Origin of the sequence: Massilia sp. CT11-137, from assembly GCF_047302885.1 — a bacterium.
GTDB lineage: Bacteria > Pseudomonadota > Gammaproteobacteria > Burkholderiales > Burkholderiaceae_D > Telluria > Telluria orientalis.
This window is the reverse complement of the sequence record NZ_JBKYMP010000001.1, coordinates 1844024-1860446: the sequence shown is the minus strand read 5'-3', so window position 1 is coordinate 1860446 and position 16423 is coordinate 1844024. Positions and strand designations below refer to the sequence as shown.

At 67.1% G+C, this 16423-nt stretch carries 18 protein-coding genes; 8 read left to right on the top strand and 10 right to left on the bottom strand.

Going from position 1 to position 16423, the window contains the following annotated elements; all coding sequences use genetic code 11:
- The first annotated feature begins 4 nt into the window (after positions 1–4).
- Positions 5–1303: a nitrate/sulfonate/bicarbonate ABC transporter ATP-binding protein gene (locus ACEN98_RS08325; protein WP_413383372.1), complete on the top strand. Its 1299-nt coding sequence runs from the start codon at positions 5–7 to the stop codon at positions 1301–1303.
- Positions 1304–1306: 3 nt separating this feature from the next.
- Complete coding sequence (locus ACEN98_RS08320; RefSeq protein WP_413383370.1) at positions 1307–1873, top strand: DUF4337 domain-containing protein; 567 nt, start codon at positions 1307–1309, stop codon at positions 1871–1873.
- Between the two features lie 229 nt (positions 1874–2102).
- On the opposite strand, the gene rph is transcribed toward ACEN98_RS08320, so the two are convergent.
- From rph to ACEN98_RS08305, 3 genes are read right to left on the bottom strand one after another with little or no spacing between them, the layout of a single operon-like run.
- A complete protein-coding gene (gene rph / locus ACEN98_RS08315) occupies positions 2103–2837 on the bottom strand; it encodes a ribonuclease PH (protein WP_413383368.1) in 735 nt (244 codons plus the stop codon).
- A 29-nt stretch (positions 2838–2866) separates the two neighbouring features.
- Positions 2867–3796, bottom strand: coding sequence for a PP2C family protein-serine/threonine phosphatase (locus ACEN98_RS08310; protein ID WP_413383366.1), 930 nt, complete (start codon positions 3794–3796; stop codon positions 2867–2869).
- Positions 3797–3805: 9 nt separating this feature from the next.
- Positions 3806–4792, bottom strand: a complete 987-nt coding sequence (locus ACEN98_RS08305; protein WP_413383365.1) for a serine/threonine protein kinase — start codon at positions 4790–4792, stop codon at positions 3806–3808.
- Between the two features lie 173 nt (positions 4793–4965).
- Here ACEN98_RS08305 and ACEN98_RS08300 point away from each other — a divergent pair, with 173 nt between their 5' ends.
- From ACEN98_RS08300 to ACEN98_RS08285, 4 genes are all read left to right on the top strand, one after another.
- Positions 4966–5853, top strand: a complete 888-nt coding sequence (locus tag ACEN98_RS08300; protein WP_413383363.1) for a YicC/YloC family endoribonuclease — start codon at positions 4966–4968, stop codon at positions 5851–5853.
- A 153-nt stretch (positions 5854–6006) separates the two neighbouring features.
- The gene (gene gmk, locus ACEN98_RS08295) at positions 6007–6642 is read left to right on the top strand and encodes a guanylate kinase (protein ID WP_413383361.1); all 636 of its coding nucleotides are present in this window, start codon (positions 6007–6009) and stop codon (positions 6640–6642) included.
- A gap of 194 nt (positions 6643–6836) precedes the next feature.
- Positions 6837–7040, top strand: a complete 204-nt coding sequence (gene rpoZ / locus ACEN98_RS08290; RefSeq protein ID WP_056443456.1) for a DNA-directed RNA polymerase subunit omega — start codon at positions 6837–6839, stop codon at positions 7038–7040.
- A 142-nt stretch (positions 7041–7182) separates the two neighbouring features.
- Entirely contained in the window at positions 7183–9429 is a 2247-nt protein-coding gene (locus ACEN98_RS08285) for a RelA/SpoT family protein (protein ID WP_413383359.1), read from the top strand.
- A 153-nt stretch (positions 9430–9582) separates the two neighbouring features.
- Here ACEN98_RS08285 and ACEN98_RS08280 read toward each other — a convergent pair whose 3' ends face one another.
- Genes ACEN98_RS08280 through ACEN98_RS08260 form a run of 5 tightly spaced genes read right to left on the bottom strand, consistent with a single transcriptional unit; the run spans position 9583 to position 13386 of the window.
- Positions 9583–9972: a hypothetical protein gene (locus ACEN98_RS08280; RefSeq protein WP_413383357.1), complete on the bottom strand. Its 390-nt coding sequence runs from the start codon at positions 9970–9972 to the stop codon at positions 9583–9585.
- Entirely contained in the window at positions 9908–10132 is a 225-nt protein-coding gene (locus tag ACEN98_RS08275; protein WP_413383355.1) for a hypothetical protein, read from the bottom strand. The genes ACEN98_RS08280 and ACEN98_RS08275 overlap by 65 nt, the downstream gene beginning before the upstream one ends.
- A gap of 10 nt (positions 10133–10142) precedes the next feature.
- Positions 10143–10511 carry a hypothetical protein gene (locus tag ACEN98_RS08270; RefSeq protein ID WP_413383353.1) on the bottom strand — a complete coding sequence of 123 codons (369 nt, stop codon included), beginning with the start codon at positions 10509–10511 and terminating at the stop codon, positions 10143–10145.
- On the bottom strand, positions 10498–12360 hold the full coding sequence (locus ACEN98_RS08265; RefSeq protein WP_413383351.1) for a carbamoyltransferase: 1863 nt from the start codon (positions 12358–12360) through the stop codon (positions 10498–10500). Before ACEN98_RS08265 ends, ACEN98_RS08270 begins: the two co-directional genes overlap by 14 nt.
- 9 nt (positions 12361–12369) lie before the next feature.
- A complete protein-coding gene (locus ACEN98_RS08260) occupies positions 12370–13386 on the bottom strand; it encodes an SGNH/GDSL hydrolase family protein (RefSeq protein ID WP_413383349.1) in 1017 nt (338 codons plus the stop codon).
- Between the two features lie 432 nt (positions 13387–13818).
- On the opposite strand from ACEN98_RS08260, the gene ACEN98_RS08255 reads away from it, so the two are divergent.
- Positions 13819–14409, top strand: a complete 591-nt coding sequence (locus tag ACEN98_RS08255) for a hypothetical protein (protein ID WP_413383347.1) — start codon at positions 13819–13821, stop codon at positions 14407–14409.
- A gap of 13 nt (positions 14410–14422) precedes the next feature.
- On the opposite strand, the gene ACEN98_RS08250 is transcribed toward ACEN98_RS08255, so the two are convergent.
- Positions 14423–15088 carry a biliverdin-producing heme oxygenase gene (locus ACEN98_RS08250; RefSeq protein ID WP_413383345.1) on the bottom strand — a complete coding sequence of 222 codons (666 nt, stop codon included), beginning with the start codon at positions 15086–15088 and terminating at the stop codon, positions 14423–14425.
- 76 nt (positions 15089–15164) lie between these two features.
- Positions 15165–15731, bottom strand: coding sequence for a transcription elongation factor GreB (gene greB, locus ACEN98_RS08245; protein WP_413383343.1), 567 nt, complete (start codon positions 15729–15731; stop codon positions 15165–15167).
- A gap of 71 nt (positions 15732–15802) precedes the next feature.
- On the opposite strand from greB, the gene ACEN98_RS08240 reads away from it, so the two are divergent.
- Complete coding sequence (locus ACEN98_RS08240; RefSeq protein WP_413383341.1) at positions 15803–16423, top strand: hypothetical protein; 621 nt, start codon at positions 15803–15805, stop codon at positions 16421–16423.

Sequence of the window (16423 nt, the reverse complement as noted above, 5' to 3'; positions counted from 1 at the left end):
CAAGATGACCGACAAACTGATCGAACTGCAGGCCGTGCAAAAGGCCTTCCGCAGCGCCGACGGCGCCCCGCGCACCGTGCTCGAAGGCGTCGACTTCACGCTGGCGGATGGCGAGATCGTCGCGCTGCTGGGCAAATCCGGCTCCGGCAAATCGACGTTGCTGCGCATCGTGGCGGGCCTCGTGCCGGCCGACGCGGGCAAGGTCGAATACCGCGGACGTCCCATCCGCGGGCCGCTGTCCGGCGTCGCGATGGTCTTTCAATCGTTCGCGCTGTTCCCCTGGCTGACGGTGCAGCAGAACGTGGAGCTGGGGCTCGAAGCGCAGGGTGTCGCGCCCGCCGCGCGGCGCGAGCGGGCGGACGCGATGCTCGACCTGATCGGCCTCTCCGGCTTCGGCAGCGCGCTGCCGCGCGAGCTGTCGGGCGGCATGCGCCAGCGCGTGGGCATCGCGCGCGCGCTCGTCACGCACCCGGACGTGCTGCTGATGGACGAAGCCTTCTCCGCGCTCGACGTGCTGACGGGCGAGACGCTGCGGGGCGACATCCTCGACCTGTGGGACGGCAAACGGATCCCCACGCGCGGCATCCTGATCGTGTCGCACAACATCGAGGAAGCCGTCATGATGGCGGACCGCATCATCATCCTGTCGAGCGATCCGGGCCGCGTGCGCCACGAGATCCGCATCGACCTGCCGCGCCCGCGCAATGCGGACGCGCCGGAAGTGCGCGCGCTCGTCGACGAGGTCTATGGCCTGATGACGATGCGTCCCGCCGCAGCGCCCGCGACGGCGCGTCCGGCCGCCATCGACTACCGCCTGCCGGACACGGACGTGGGCCGCATGGAGAGCGTGCTGGACCTGCTCGCGGGCGCCCCGTACGACGGCCGCGCCGACCTGCCGCAGCTGTCGGAAGACACCGGGCTGCCGGACGAGGAACTGTTCCCGACCTACGAGGCATTGAACCTGCTGGGCCTCGCGCACGTCGAGCGCGGCGACATCGCGCTGACCGGCCTGGGCCTGCGCTATGCCCAGGCCGACCAGGCGCTGCGCCAGACGCTGTTCGGCCAGCAGCTGTCGAAGAACGTGCCGCTGGCCGCGCGCATCCGGCGCCAGCTGGAGGACGAGCCGGGCGGCGCGCTGCCGGAAGATCCGTTCATCGACCTGCTGGAAGACACGCTGGAAGCGGACCAGGCCAAGCGCATGCTGGAAGTGGCGATCGAATGGGGCCGCTACGGCGAACTCTATGAATACGACTATCACACGGGCCGGCTGAAACTGCCGGTTACCGGCAACGCGAAGGAGTGACGGATGGAAGGCATCGAGATCACCGGCGACTCGAAGCTCGACCGCAAGGTCGCGCTGACCGTGGCGCTGCTGGCGTCCTTCATGGGCGTCTGCAAGGTCAAGGACGACAACATCGTGCAGGCGATGCAGCAGGCACAGGCCGACAAGATCGACCACTGGGCCTTCTACCAGGCCCGCAACCTGCGCCAGGAACAGGCGCATACGACCCTGCTCCAGGTGCGCCTGGCCGCTGCCGGCCGCCCGTCCGGCGAGCAGGCTGGCTACACGGCCGCGATCGCGGATCTGGAAAAGCTGGAACACGACCAGGCGCAAAAGAAGAACGAGGTGCTGGCGCAGGCCAAGCAGGACCAGGACACGTACGATGCGCTGAACTACCGCGACGACCAGTTCGACCTGTCCGACGCGGCGCTGGCGCTGGCCCTGTCGCTGCTGGCCGTCACGACGCTGACGCGCCAGCGCTGGCTGTATCTCGCGGCGCTGGTGCCGACGGCGATCGGCGTGTTTTATGGCGTGGCCGGCCTGGGTGGATTACCCTTTCATCCGAGCTGGCTAACCGGGCTGCTCTCGTAGGGTGGGCGGCCTCCGCCCACGCGCAACGCTGGCAAACCGCATGCGCTACGCGTGGGCTCAGGGAGCCCACCCTACGGCGATCAAACTGCCAGGCCGAGCGCCTGCTTTTGCAGGCCCACCAACTCGCGATAACCGGGCTGCTCTCGTAGGGTGGGCGGCCTCCGCCCACGCGTAACGCTGGCAAACCGCATGCGCTACGCGTGGGCTCAGGGAGCCCACCCTACGGCGATCAAACTGCCAGGCCGAGCGCCTGCTTTTGCAGGCCCACCAACTCGCGGATCCCCTGCTCCGCGAGGTCGAGCAGGCGGTTCATCCCCGCCCGGTCGAAGGCCTCGCCCTCGGCCGTGCCCTGCACCTCGACGAAGTGCCCGGCCTCCGTCATCACGACGTTCATGTCGGTGTCGCAGCCCGAATCCTCGATGTAGTCCAGGTCCAGCACGGGCACGCCGCCCACGACGCCCACCGAGATCGCGGCGACGAAATGCTTGACCGGCACGGCCGGGACCAGGCCCGCCGTCACGAGCTTAGAGAACGCGTCATAGGCCGCCACCATCGCGCCCGTGATCGACGCGGTGCGCGTGCCGCCGTCGGCCTGGATCACGTCGCAATCCAGGTGCAGCGTGCGTTCGCCGAACGCTTCCAGGTCGAACGCGGCGCGCAGCGAGCGGCCGATCAGGCGCTGGATTTCCTGCGTGCGGCCGGACTGCTTGCCGCGCGCCGCCTCGCGGTCCATGCGCGTGTGCGTGGAGCGCGGCAGCATGCCGTATTCCGCGGTCAGCCAGCCCTGCCCCTTGCCCTTCAGGAAGCCCGGCACTTTTTCCTCGATGCTGGCGGTGCAGATCACCTTCGTGTCGCCGCATTCGATCAGCACGGAACCTTCGGCGTGCTTCGTGTACTGGCGGGTGATGCGGATGGCGCGCAGCTGGTCGACGGCACGGCCGCTGGGGCGGAGGGTTTGGGTCATGGATGTCCTTCGTGGTTGGTTATTTCGATTTATTTCAATATGTGCGACGACTTCTCGATGGCATCGCGGATCTCCGCGATGGCCTTCTCGATGTCGTCCTCGTCGAACGGGTCGTCCGGTGCCGGCGCCGCCGCTGGAGCATCGATACGGCTCGTGACTTCGCCGTCGGGCACCATCTGCGTCGAGACGACGCTCGGATCACCCGCGGCGGCCGGCGTCCCTGCGCCCTGCCACTGGATGGCGAGGGCCGTCGTGTTGTCGCCGCGGCTGCCGGCGATGGCGGTGGCCATCGCGATCATCGCCGGCACCGCCTGCGTGATCGGCTGCGCGGACAGGCGGTGCGCGATCTCGGTGTCGGGCAGCATGGACCACAGGCCGTCGGAACACAGCAGCAGGACGTCGCCCGGTTCCAGGCCGGACGCGCGCGACAGCTCGACCTTCGGCGGCGTCGACGCGCCCAGGCAGTTGTACAGCTTGTTGCGGTCCGGGTGCGTGGCGCGCTCGCTCGCATCGGCCTGCCCTTTCGCGATCAGGTACTCGATGTGCGAATGGTCGCGCGTGCGCCCGAGGACCTGGCCGCGGCGCAGCCAGTACAGGCGCGAGTCGCCGCAATGGGCCCAGACGGCGCTGTTGTGCTGCACGAGGCAGGCGACGATCGTCGTGCGCGGGCTGTCCGGCATCGCTTTCTCGCGCGTGTAGCGCAGGATGTCCTCGTGGGCCTGCTGCAGGGCCTCCTGCAGGAAGCGCTCTGGCTTGCGCACGTACGGCGTCGCCTGCGCCTTGAAGCGCGTGGCAATGCTTTGCAGGGCGATCGTGGCCGCGACCTCGCCGCGCAGATGGCCGCCCATGCCGTCCGCCAGCACCAGCAGCAGCGCGTCGCGCGTGTACAGGTAGCCCATGCGGTCCTGGTTGAGTTTGCGGCCGCCGATGTGGCTTTGCTGGTAGACGGAGAATTGCATGATGGTTCCTCAGGCGCGTCCGCGGCCGAAGCCGATGCGTTCGACGAGGCCGCGCCAGCCGGAAGCCGGCGCCGCATCTTCGGTCTCGGGCGGCAGCGCCGCCGGCGTCGCAGGAAGACCCGCCTGCAGCACCTTCTGCACGGCGAACACGCTCTGCGGCCGCGCCAGCGGATCGAGGGCGAGGCACGCCTTCACCATCGCCACGAGGCCCGGCGTGTAGGCGCCCTCCAGCTTCGCGATCTGTTCGCCCACCGTATCGGCCGCGCGGCGCTGGTCGGCCGGCTGCGGCGGCGCGCCCGCCATGCACGCAAACATGGCGGCGCCGATGCTGTAGATGTCCGTCCACGGCCCGAGCGCGCTTCCCTTCGCATACAACTCGGGCGCCGCGAAGCCGGGCGTGTACATGGGCGCCAGCGTGGGCGCGTCCGTGTGGATGGTCTGGCGCGCGGCGCCGAAGTCGAGCAGCAGGGGCGAGCCGTCCGTGCGCAGGTAGATGTTGGCCGGCTTGAGATCGAGGTGCAGCAGCTTGTTCGCGTGGACGTCGCGCAGGCCGGCGCAGACGCCGTTGAAGACCTGGCGGATGAACGGTTCGCCGGCGCGGCTGCCTTTCGCGACCAGGCGCGCGGCGACTTCCTGCAGCGAGTGGCCCGATTCATAGGCCATCACCATATAAACCGTGTCATTGGCGCGGAAAAAATTTAACACCCGCACGACATTCGGATGAATGATGCGCGCCAGCGCCCGCCCCTCTTCGAAGAAGCATTTCAAGCCGATGCGGAACACGGGCAGGTTGGCCTTCGCGATCACGGGCGCCAGCTCGCCCGGCGCCCGCAGCGCAAGGGCGCTGGGCAGGTATTCCTTGATCGCCACGGCGTTGCCGTCGCCATCATATGCAAGATAAACAATACTGAACCCGCCGGACGCAATTTTCTTTACAATGCGATATCCGCCAATTTCCAGCCCATCGGGCAGGGGAGCATTATTCTGGGCAGCCATTTGGGAAAGTATTCCTTGCTAAACACGGCGATTGTGTGGATAAATCACCGCTTTGTAAAGAATAAGGGAATCTCGCAAAACCACAGCGCGCGGCGCCACCCGCACCGCGCCGCGGCCGGACAAGCGGCTTTGCGAATTCCCGGAAATCGGGGACTCCATTGAGCATTTCTAGCATGACAGGTTATGCGGTCGCCACAAGCGAAGGCGCTGCCGGCACCCTGACGATCGAGATCAAGAGCGTCAACTCGCGCTTTCTCGACCTCCAGTTCCGCATCAACGACGAGCTGCGCGCGCTGGAACCGGACCTGCGCTCCGCCATCATGGCGGCCATCACGCGCGGCAAGGTCGAGGTGCGGCTGTCGTTCGGCCGCAAGGCCACGACCGGCTCCCAGGCCCTGAACCAGACGCTGCTGGCCGACCTCGCGCGGCTGCAGACCGAGGTCACGCGCCACTTCGTGTCCGCCCCGCTGATGACGGTCGCGGAATTGCTGCGCTGGCCGGGCGTGATCGAAGAAGCGCAGATCGGCCAGGAGTCGCTGCAGGCCGACGTCGCCGCCCTCGCCGCGAAGACGATCGCCGCCTTCGTCGACAGCCGCAAGCGCGAAGGCGCGGCGCTGGAAGCGATGCTGGTCTCGCGCATCGAGGCGATGGAAGCCATCGTCAAGCGCATTACCCCGCTGATCCCGCAGGTCATCGCCCAGTTCCAGCAAAAGGCCATCGAGCGCATGCAGGACGCGCTGGGCCTGGCCGGCCACGGCAACCCGCAAGTGCTCACGCGCCAGGAAGTGTTCGAGCGGATCCGCCAGGAAGTCACTTTGTACGGCATCCGCATCGACGTGTCGGAAGAATTGTCGCGCCTGACGGCCCACCTGAACGAGACCCGCCACATCCTCAAGAAGGGCGGCCAGGTCGGCAAGCGCCTCGACTTCATGATGCAGGAACTGAACCGCGAAGCGAATACGCTGGGCGCCAAGGCTTCCGTCAAGGAGCTGGCCGATGCGTCGATGGAGCTCAAGCTGCTCATCGAGCAGATGCGGGAACAGGTACAGAATCTTGAATAATCGTGGGTCAGAGCCCGGTTTTCACGGGTGGGCTCTGACCCCGACTGACTAAACAATCACGGCCTCCAGGTCGTGTCGAACGCCTGGATGGGGGAACCCATCCCGGCGTTCTATGCATTACCATCGAATTAACACGTAACAAAGGAATCCACCATGCTCACCTCCGCTTTCTCCGGCAGCCTGTTCGTCGTCGCCGCCCCGTCCGGCGCCGGCAAGTCGACCCTGGTCAATGCGCTGCTGGCGCTGGAACCGGGCATCAAGCTGTCGATCTCGACGACGACGCGCCCGCCGCGCCCGGGCGAAGAGGACGGCCGCGAATACCACTTCACCACCGCCGAGGATTTCGTCGCCCGCGCCGACCGCGGCGAATTCCTGGAATGGGCCGAGGTGCATGGCAATTACTACGGCACGAGCCGCCTGACCGTGGAACAGGAAATGAAGACGGGCACGGACATCCTGCTGGAAATCGACTGGCAGGGCGCGCGCCAGGTGAAGAAGCAGTTCCCGGACGCGGCCGGCATCTTCATCCTGCCGCCGTCGATCGCGGCACTGGAAGAGCGCCTGCACAAGCGCGGCACGGACGAGCCGCACATCATCACGCGACGCCTGCTGGCCGCGGGCGGCGAGATCGCTCACGCTCCCGAGTTCGAGTATGCTATCATCAACGAAGAGTTCAACGTCGCCCTGTCCGAGCTGCAGGCGATTGTCAAAGCGACACGTTCGCGCTTCGCCCAACAGGCCGCCCGCAACGCCTCGCTCTTTGCCCAGTTGGGAATCCATTCTTCTTGATGTTCGGGGTCAGAGCCCGGTTTTCGCGCTTGGGCTCTGACCCCGACTGAGATTGATGTTCGGGGTCAGAGCCCGGTTTTCGCGCTTGGGCTCTGACCCCGACTGACTAGACAGAACATTCGCATATTGTCTGCCGCATCGAAGTCGCTTTGAACAGCCCGACCGAATAGTTATCTGATCCCTAGGAGCACCATATGGCCCGCATCACCATCGAAGATTGCCTGAAAAACATCCCGAACCGTTTCCAGCTGACCCTGGCCGCGACCTATCGCGCCCGCCAACTGCTGCAAGGCCACACCCCGAAAGTCGAAGCCAAGGACAAGCCGACCGTCGTCGCGCTGCGTGAAATCGCTGCCGGCAAAGTCGGCCTGGAAATGCTGAAAAAAGTCCCGATGTAAGTCGGGCGGTGCCTGAGCTTATATGCGGTCCATACGCTCTTGGGGTCGGAGCCCGAATTTATCGGGTGGGCTCTGACCTCGACTGATCCCAGCCCGTGATTCTGTTATGCTGTTTCCATACTGCGGCTGATTGTCATTACGTATGAGCTTATCCTCACCGGACTCCCTCCACTCGGGCACCAACAACAAGGCGGGCCGGCCCGGCCGGCCGGCCAACAAACCGCAGGAAGCCGAACCGGCGCCCGCTCCCGGCGTCGCGTCGATCACGCACCTGGCCGGCAAGCTGGCCGAATACCTCACCCCCGTCGAACTCAAGCGCGTCAAGGAAGCCTACCGCTTCTCGGACGAGATGCACCTCGGCCAGGTCCGCAAGTCGGGCGAGCCGTACATCTCGCACCCGATCGCCGTGGCCGAGATCTGCGCCGACTGGAAGCTGGACGCCCAGGCGATCATGGCCGCGCTGCTGCACGACGTGATCGAGGACCAGGACGTCAAGAAAGAGGAACTGCTGGAGCGCTTCGGCCCGCAGGTCGCCGACCTCGTCGACGGCCTGTCGAAGCTGGAAAAGATCGAGTTCCAGAGCGTCGTCGAAGCGCAGGCGGAAAACTTCCGCAAGATGCTGCTGGCGATGGCGTCGGACGTGCGCGTCATCCTGATCAAGCTCGCCGACCGCCTGCACAATATGCGCACGCTGGGCGTGATGGCGCCGGCCAAGAAGCGCCGCATCGCGGGCGAGACGATGGAAGTCTACGTCCCGATCGCGCACCGCCTCGGCCTGAACGACATCTACCGCGAACTGCAGGACCTGTCGTTCTCGCACCTGTACCCGCTGCGCTACCGCACGCTGTCGAAGGCGATCAAGGCCGCGCGCGGCAACCGCCGCGAAGTGGTCAGGAAGATTCTCGACGCCGTCAAGAACCAACTGTCCGTCGCCGGCCTGCCGGCCGAAGTCTACGGCCGCGAAAAGACCCTGTACGGCATCTATAAAAAGATGCGCAGCAAGCACCTGTCGTTCTCGCAGGTGTTGGATGTGTACGGCTTCCGCGTCGTCGTCGACACGGTCCCGAACTGCTACGTGGCGCTCGGCGCCCTGCACGCGCTGTACAAGCCCATGCCCGGCAAGTTCAAGGACTACATCGCGATCCGCAAGATCAACGGCTACCAGTCGCTGCACACCACCCTGATTGGTCCGTACGGCACCCCGGTCGAATTCCAGATCCGCACCCAGGAAATGCACCGCACGGCGGAATCCGGCGTGGCCGCGCACTGGCTGTACAAGACGGGCGACCAGAACATGACCGACCTGCAGCAACGCACCCACGCGTGGCTGCAATCGCTGCTCGACATCCAGCAGCAGACGGGCGACTCCGCCGAATTCCTCGAGCACGTGAAGGTCGACCTGTTCCCGGACTCCGTCTACGTGTTCACGCCCAAGTCGAAGATCATCGCCCTGCCGCGCGGCGCGACGCCGCTGGACTTCGCCTACAGCATCCACACCGGCATCGGCGACCACACCGTGGGCGTGAAGATCAACCACGAACCCGCATCGCTGCGCACGGAACTGCACAACGGCGACATCGTCGAGATCGAGACCGATCCCGACTCGCGCCCCAGCCCGACGTGGCTGAGCTTTGTCCGCACGGGCAAGGCGCGTTCGGCGATCCGCCACCACCTGCGCACCATCAACCTGAACGAATCCGTCGAACTGGGCCAGGAACTGCTGGGCCAGGCGCTAGGCCAGCTGGGCATCAAGACCGAACTTCTGCCTTCGATGATCGAACGCCTGCTGGCGGAATCGTCGGCCAAGTCGATGGACGAGGTCTACGCCGACATCGGCATCGGCAAGCGCATGCCCGCCCTCGTGGCGCGCCACATCGTGAGCCTGCTGGGCGGCGATGTCGCGTCCGTCCCCGCGCAGCCGAGCCACGGCGCCGAGCTGGATCCGGTGACGATCTACGGCAGCGAAGGCGTGGCCGTGCAGCTGGCACCGTGCTGCCAGCCGATCCCGGGCGACCACATCATCGGCCAGCTGCGCCGCGACCAGGGCCTCGTCGTGCACACGGCCGACTGCTCGCAGGCGAACCGCCTGCGCCTGAAGGAACCGGACCGCTGGATTCCGGTCCAGTGGGGCAGCGAACTGAACCGCCGTTTCGACTGCCGCATCCGCCTGCTGATCAACAACGAAAAGGGCATCCTGGCCCGCGTCGCCGCCGAGATCGGCGAGTCCGACGCCAACATCACGTATGTCGGCATGGACGAGGACGACGAACACATGCTGACCCAGCTGCGCTTCACGATCCAGGTCAAGGATCGCGTGCACCTGGCGCACCTGATCCGCAACCTGCGCCGCGTGGCCGGCGTCAACCGCGTGGAGCGCGAGCGGGCGTAATTCCCGGACGCGTTACGCCGGCGGACCGCGCACGTCACGCGTGGGCACGTTCGTATGCGAGGCCCCCGGCCTCACATACCCCACCCAACGGCTGGCAACTTGCGTAGGGTGGGCTCCCCGAGCCCACGATGCGTACCCGTGAGGCCTCGGCTTTTACGACGGCAGCGTACAGCGGAACCCGACGTACGCCCGCACCGCCTGCGGCCGCCCGTCGACGACGGTAAAGATCCCCGCCCCTTCCTGCGACGACCAGCTGCCGCCGCGCGCCAGTGCCCTACCCCACCAGCTGCCGCCGCGCGCCAGTGCCCTACCCCACCAGCTGCGGCGCGCCCGCGGCCACCAGCCCATCCCCTGCCGCATCGGCGCGCCGGGCGCCGTCGCCAGGGTGGGCGAGCCTGTCGGGAACGTGCGCGCGACGATGCCTTCCGCGTTGCCCTGCACGTCGTCGAACACCCAGCTGAACGCATTGCCCGCCGCATCAATGATGCGCTCGCCGTTCGACAGCACGAACCAGCGCCGCTCGAGCGGATCGGGCGATGCCATGCAAGCCGCCTGGGGGCGTGGCAGCGGCCAGCCAGCGCGCCACGGCGAATGCCGGGACCTCGACGCCGCCGGGTAGCGTGGTGGCCGGCACGGCGATAAAGCCTGGCGGCAGCGCTTGCGCCAGCGCCACGGCCGCCATATCCACATCGAGGTTGCCCATACGCCGCTACTCAGAACATCTGGTAGACATAGGGCGACAGTTCCGCCTGCGGCCGCGCCGCCACGTACAGCGCATGCAGGGCCCGCGCCGCCTCGGCCACCTGCGGCGCGTGCGCGGCGAGCTCCGGATGCCCGTGCGCGCGCCAGTGCGCCGCGAGGCGCGCGCCGAACCCCTCGGCGTCCAGGCATGACGGCACGAGGAAATCGTCGAAGTCCATTGTCGTGTGCGTGCGCTGCGTGTAATAGCTGGCGAGGCGCGGATTCGGGCCCAGCGGGAACGGTGCCTGGCCGGGCGCGCAGTGGGCGGTCAGGGCATCGAACAGCGGGGCCGCAAGGGTACGCAACCCCGCTCGCAGTGCCTTGTCGTCAATCGAGCTCATAGGTCTTCCTCCAGTCTTCGTCATCCGGCAACGGCGGCTGCTCGCGGCGCCACAGCACGACGTCTTCCAGCACCAGCAAATCCATCTCCGTGCGCATGAAGCAGCGGTACGCGTCCTGCGGGCTGCACACGATCGGCTCGCCCCGCACGTTGAACGACGTGTTCACGAGCAGCGGACAGCCCGTCAGGTTTTCGAACGCTTCGATCAGGGCGCGGAACTCGGGGTGGCTGTCCCTGTCGACCGTCTGGATCCTCGCCGAGTAATCGACGTGCGTGACGGCCGGGACGTCGCTGCGCGACTGGTTGATGACCGCCATCATGTCGTCGTCGCCCGCATCGAATGCCCGCATGTCCATCGGCCGGCGGCGCGTCGCGTTCACCGGCGCCACCATCAGCATGTACGGGCTGTCGCCGTCGAAGTCGAAGTACTCGGCGCAGCGCTCGCGCAGCACGGCCGGGGCGAACGGGCGGAACGATTCGCGGAACTTGATTTTCAGGTTCATCGTCGCCTGCGTGCGCGGGTTGCGCGGGTCGCCGAGGATCGATCGGGCGCCCAGCGCGCGCGGCCCGAATTCCATCCGCCCCGACAACCAGCCGACGATCCTGCCCGCCGCCAGCGCCTCCGCGACGAGGGCCAGACGTTCTTCTCGGTGCTCGATGCGCCGGTACGGATAACCCTTGCGGTCGAGGAAGGCGAGGATTTCCTCGCTCGAATAGCGGGGCCCGAGATAGCTGCCGCGCTGGGCGTCGCCCGCCCCGTCCGTGCGCCGGCGCGGGGCCTCGAACGCCATGTGGTGCGCCAGCAGGGCCGCGCCGAGCGCGCCGCCCGCGTCGCCCGCGGCCGGCTGGATCCAGATATCGTCGAAGATCCCGGCCGCGGCCAGCTTGCCGTTGGCAACGCAGTTCAGCGCCACGCCGCCCGCCAGCACGAGGTTGCGCTCCCCGCTCAGGCGGCGCAGGTGGCGCGCCGTCCTGAGCACGATCTCTTCGGTCACCTGCTGGATGCTGGCCGCGAGGTCCATCTCGCGCCGCGTGATCGGCGTCTCGGGCAGGCGCGCCGGGCCGTCGAACAGGTCGGCGAAGCGCGGACCGGGCATCGCCATGCCGTCCAGCCAGCCGAAGTAATTCATATCCAGCCGGTACGAGCCATCGGTCCGGACGTCGATCAGGTGTTCGCGGATCCGGCCGGCGTAGCGCGGCCGGCCGTAAGGCGCCAGCCCCATCAGCTTGTACTCGCCGGAATTGACCTTGAAGCCGCAGAAGCTCGTGAACGCGCTGTACAGCAGTCCCAGCGAATGCGGGTAGTCGATCTCGGCGAACAGTTCCAGTTTCCGGCCGTGGCCCGTGCCGAGGGTGGTCGTGGCCCATTCGCCGACGCCGTCGATCGTGAGCACGGCGGCGCTGTCGAACGGCGCCGGATAGAAGGCGCTGGCGGCGTGTGCCATGTGGTGCTCGGCGAACAGCACGCGGCCGGCGCGCCCGAGCGTGCCGAGCGTCTGGCGCACGTGCTCGTTCACCCAGATCTTGTCGCCCAATACCGCGCCCGCTGCCTGGACGAACAGGTCGCGCGCGCCCGCGGCATCGCCGTGCCGGGCGCCGGCGCAGGCGTTCTGCACGACGCGGTCGAACGTCAGCAGCGGATTGTCGTAGAAGACGATCGCATCGAGGTCGGCCGCATCGACGAAGCCTTCTTCGAGACAGTAATTGATGGCGTTGACGGGAAACGACGGGTCGTGCTTGCGGCGCGTGAAACGCTCTTCCTGCGCGGCCGCGACGATCTCGCCGTCGTGCACCAGCGCCGCCGCCGCGTCATGGTAATAGCCGGCGATGCCCAGGATGGTCTTGCCCATGTCGCCTCCTCAGCTGGCGCGGGCCAGGCCTGCGCCCAGCATGCCCGCGATGACGGGCTGGAGCGAACGCGCGAGCGCGTCGTGGCCGGCCGGCGTGAAATGGATGTCCTTCTCCCAGCGCAGCCGGCGCCGCGTGGCGGGCGCGATGCGCAGCAGGTCGGGCAGCGGGTCGTGCAGGCGGCAGCCGACGTCGGCGGCCAGTTCCGCGAAGCGGGCCTGGTAAGGCGCGGCATCGCACGTTTCGTCGAGGTGCTGCGGCAACGGCAGCGGCATCAGCAGGACGGGCCCGTCGAGCGCCCGGATCCACTGCGCCAGGATCGCGCGCATCAGGCACCAGGCCGGGCTGGCGGGCGAGTCGTAGTGCGGCAGCGGCTGGTATTGCGTGAGGTGCTGGACCATGTCGCGCATGCCCAGCTTCGTCACCATCCTGCGCAGCATGAGGAAACGTCCTCCATGGTCCACGGCGGCGGCCTGCGCGGCGTCCAGCTCGTGTTCCTCGTACGGTTCGCGCCGCGGCGGCACCTGGCACACCTGCAGCGTGCCGTTCTCGATCCGGAAATACGGCTTGGCATACAGGCGCTCGACGCCGTGCTCGTCGTGGTGCGGACGGAATTGTGCGGCAACGCGCCGGATGTTTTCGACGAAGACGGCGATCACGACGAGGTCGTGCTCGATGTCGCGGGCGAATTCGCGCCAGATGAGGTATTGCTGGTCGGTCCCCGTCGACGACATGCCGAAGTTGTAGACCTCGACGGGCGGCGTGCCGGCGCCGGGCAGCCGCGCCTCCAGCAGCTCGGTATAGCGCTGGCGGTTGGGCACGGCATCGCCCGCCGTGAACGAATCGCCGAACACGAGGACCCGCCGGTGCCCGGGCGTACGTGCCCGCACGAAGGGGCGGTCGGCGCGGAATCCCTGTTCGTTGACCTGGATGAGATATCCGCCGCCTTCATGCGGGATCCGCACCCGCAGACGGGGAATGTAGCGATAGCCGACGACAGGGTGATATTCGTAAAGTTGCCTCATCATTTCCTCATTTTCTTTTCGGATCGAAATAATGATGCGTTATTTAAATATGAGGATTTTTATGCAACCTCAACTTTCCGGATTCTATGCATTTACTTTCTATCGACATATTAATTCTTGGGAATTATTTAACCCCGGAAACCAGATACACACTATTGGCGTGGCACAAACCGGAACAGGACGCGATCCCGCATATTCAATCGGCCGAACCATCGTACCGAGGCGTAGAAAATGACGTGTCGATTTGGAAAATTATTATTGGAAACGGAAATGAGCATACGGCCACCGATCGCTGAACACAGTGCGTTATTGATCCGATACCTTATGGTTTTTCTGATCGGCTATTTCTTATTGACTGTTCACGCCGGCGCGGAGAGCCATAAAAAAGCGGACGCGGCCGATCCCGTACCGCAAATTGAACCCGGAAAAGCCAAATTGGTCGATCTGGCATCGCTGCCGCCGCAATTACGGCGCGCGGTCGACGACGAAATGAGGCGCCTGCGCGCGGGCGACGGCGTACTTTACGGCGACATGACGTCCGAGGAAGCGCATGACCTGGAAAGCGCCGACGGGCGGGCGCTGCCGCCGGATGGCGCGCTGGATCGCTTCATTGCGCATGCAACAGTGCCGCCTGCGGATGTCGCGGCCAGCGATCTCGCCGGCTACACGCTGGTGGGCGTGGTGCCCGAGGGACCGGGCCTGGACGGCCCATGGAGCAGCGTGAAGCGCGTGTACCGGCGTCCCGACGGTGTGCTCGTCATGCTGCACGAGTGGGCCTACGTGGCCGAAGGCGGCGGCGTCCTCGGCGTGCGCGAGCTGATGAATGCCTCCGTGCGGCACGGCACTGCCCGCTGCCCGGCCCAGTTCGCGATCCGGCGCGCGCCGACGGGCCAGGCCGTCTCCGAGCTGCGCTGGTTCACGGATGCCAAGGTCTTTACGCTGAGCGTGGCACAGGACGTGCTCGCCGACGGCGGCCAGGACCACGGCAAGGCGTGGATGCTGCGGCTGGCCGAAGCCATCGAATGAGCGTCCAGGCGGCTCAGGCAGTGCCGGCGCGTGCCGGCGGCGGTTCCGCCGGGGCTGCAGGCGGCAATGCCGGATGCGCAAGACCGGTACGCGGATCGCTGCGCAGTCCGAGTATCCGGTCGAAGGCCGCGCACGCGCCCGCGCAGGCGTCCGCGATCTCGCCCGGCGTACGCACGCTGGCGCGCAGTGCCTGCATGAAGACGCGCCAGCGGGGGCCGGGGCCGGCGTCGTCGCCCTTCAGGTAGCGCAGCCCGTGCGGCGCCAGGCGTTCGCGCAGGCGCTCGTACAACACGGCACCGCCCAGTTGCGAGCCTTCGATGACGTAGTGCACGCCCCAGCGGTAGGCGGGGCTTGCCGTTGCCGGCCAGGCGGCGCCATCCGTGCCGGTGCCCGCCGGCGTAGTCGACAACGCGTGCCCCGCCTCGGCGAGATCGGCGTCGATCCGGGCCAGGCGTGTTGCGTGTTCGAATGGCGGGCCATCCGCGAATCCGGCCAGCCAGGCGTGCAGGGGCACGAGCCAGGTCCGCAACAGGACCAGATGGGCGGTGTAGTCGTGCAGGGAGGCGCCGGGAGCGCCGATCGGCAGGCCGGCATCGAGGGCCGCGTGGCGGGTGGCGGTGGCCGCGCGCAGGTCGGCCAGCGGATCGGCTTCGGACGCAACGTCGGTGGAACGGGTCATGGGATGCGGGACGCAGAAACCGCCATCTTATCAGCGGCGGCACCATCGCGCCGCGCGCCCCGTGCCACCAGCCGGATCAGTCCGCGACAGGCTCCGGGTACTCGACGCTCAGGATTTCCAGCTCGTCATTGCCTTGCGGCGTATGCAATGTGACGACGTCGCCTTCGCGCGCCTTGGTCAGTGCGCGCGCCACCGGCGAGACCCAGCTGATCTTGCCTTTCAGCGGGTCCAGTTCGTCGATGCCGACGATGGTGACGGTATGCTCGTCGCCCGCCTTGTTGACATAGGTGACGGTGGCGCCGAAGAACACCTGGTCGTTGCCGTAGTGGACGGACGGGTCCACGACGAAGGCGGAATCCAGGCGCTTGGTGAGGAAGCGGATGCGCCGGTCGATTTCGCGCAGGCGGCGCTTGCCGTAGATGTAGTCGCCGTTTTCCGAACGGTCGCCATTGGACGCGGCCCAGTGCACGACGCGCACGACTTCCGGACGGTCGACGTCGATCAGCTGCAGCAGCTCGTCCTTGATGGCCTTGTGGCCGGCCGGGGTGATGTAGTTCTTGGACCCGGCGGGTATCGCCTGGGCGAGCGCCAGGGCCTCGTCATCGTCGTCGTTATCGGACTCTTTTACAAATGCCTTGTTCATGCGTCTATTGTAGCGCCTTCGACAACGCGCGCGCGCCCCTGTGCCGTTCTCGTTTCCCGTATCATGAGGCCATGACACGAGCCCTTCCACGCAGCCGGATGTTCGCGCCGCTGGTGTACCTGGCGGCCGTGGTGCTGCTCGTCGAGGAATGGTGCTGGGATACCGGCATGCGCCTCACGCGGGCGCTCGCGCGCTGGCCGGCGCTGGCGGCGCTGGAAGTCCGCGTGCGCACCCTGCCGCCGTACGCCGCCCTGTGCGCCTTCGTGCTGCCCGGCCTGCTGCTGTTTCCGGTCAAGCTGCTGGCCCTGCTCGCGATCGCCCATGGCCACGCGTTGTCCGGCATCGCGACCATCGTGGTGGCGAAGGTGGGCGGCGCGGCCGTCGTGGCGCGGATCTATGTGCTGACCCTGCCGACCTTGCTGGCGGTCGGCTGGTTCGCGCGCTGCCACGGCTGGTTCATGGGCGCCAAGACCCGTTGCCTCGACTACTGGCGCACGAGCCACGCGTGCCATCTGGCCAGCCGGGCGGCGCGCGGCCTGCGGCTCGGCTACCGGCGCCTGCTGCGCCGGCTGCGCCGGCTGCGCGCAAGGCCGGCCGACGCAGGTGGCCGCCATGCCAGCCGCCTCGTGCGGGTGCTGCGCCGGTTCGTGGTCCAATGGCGTGCGCGCCGGCGCCAACCGACAGACCAATGA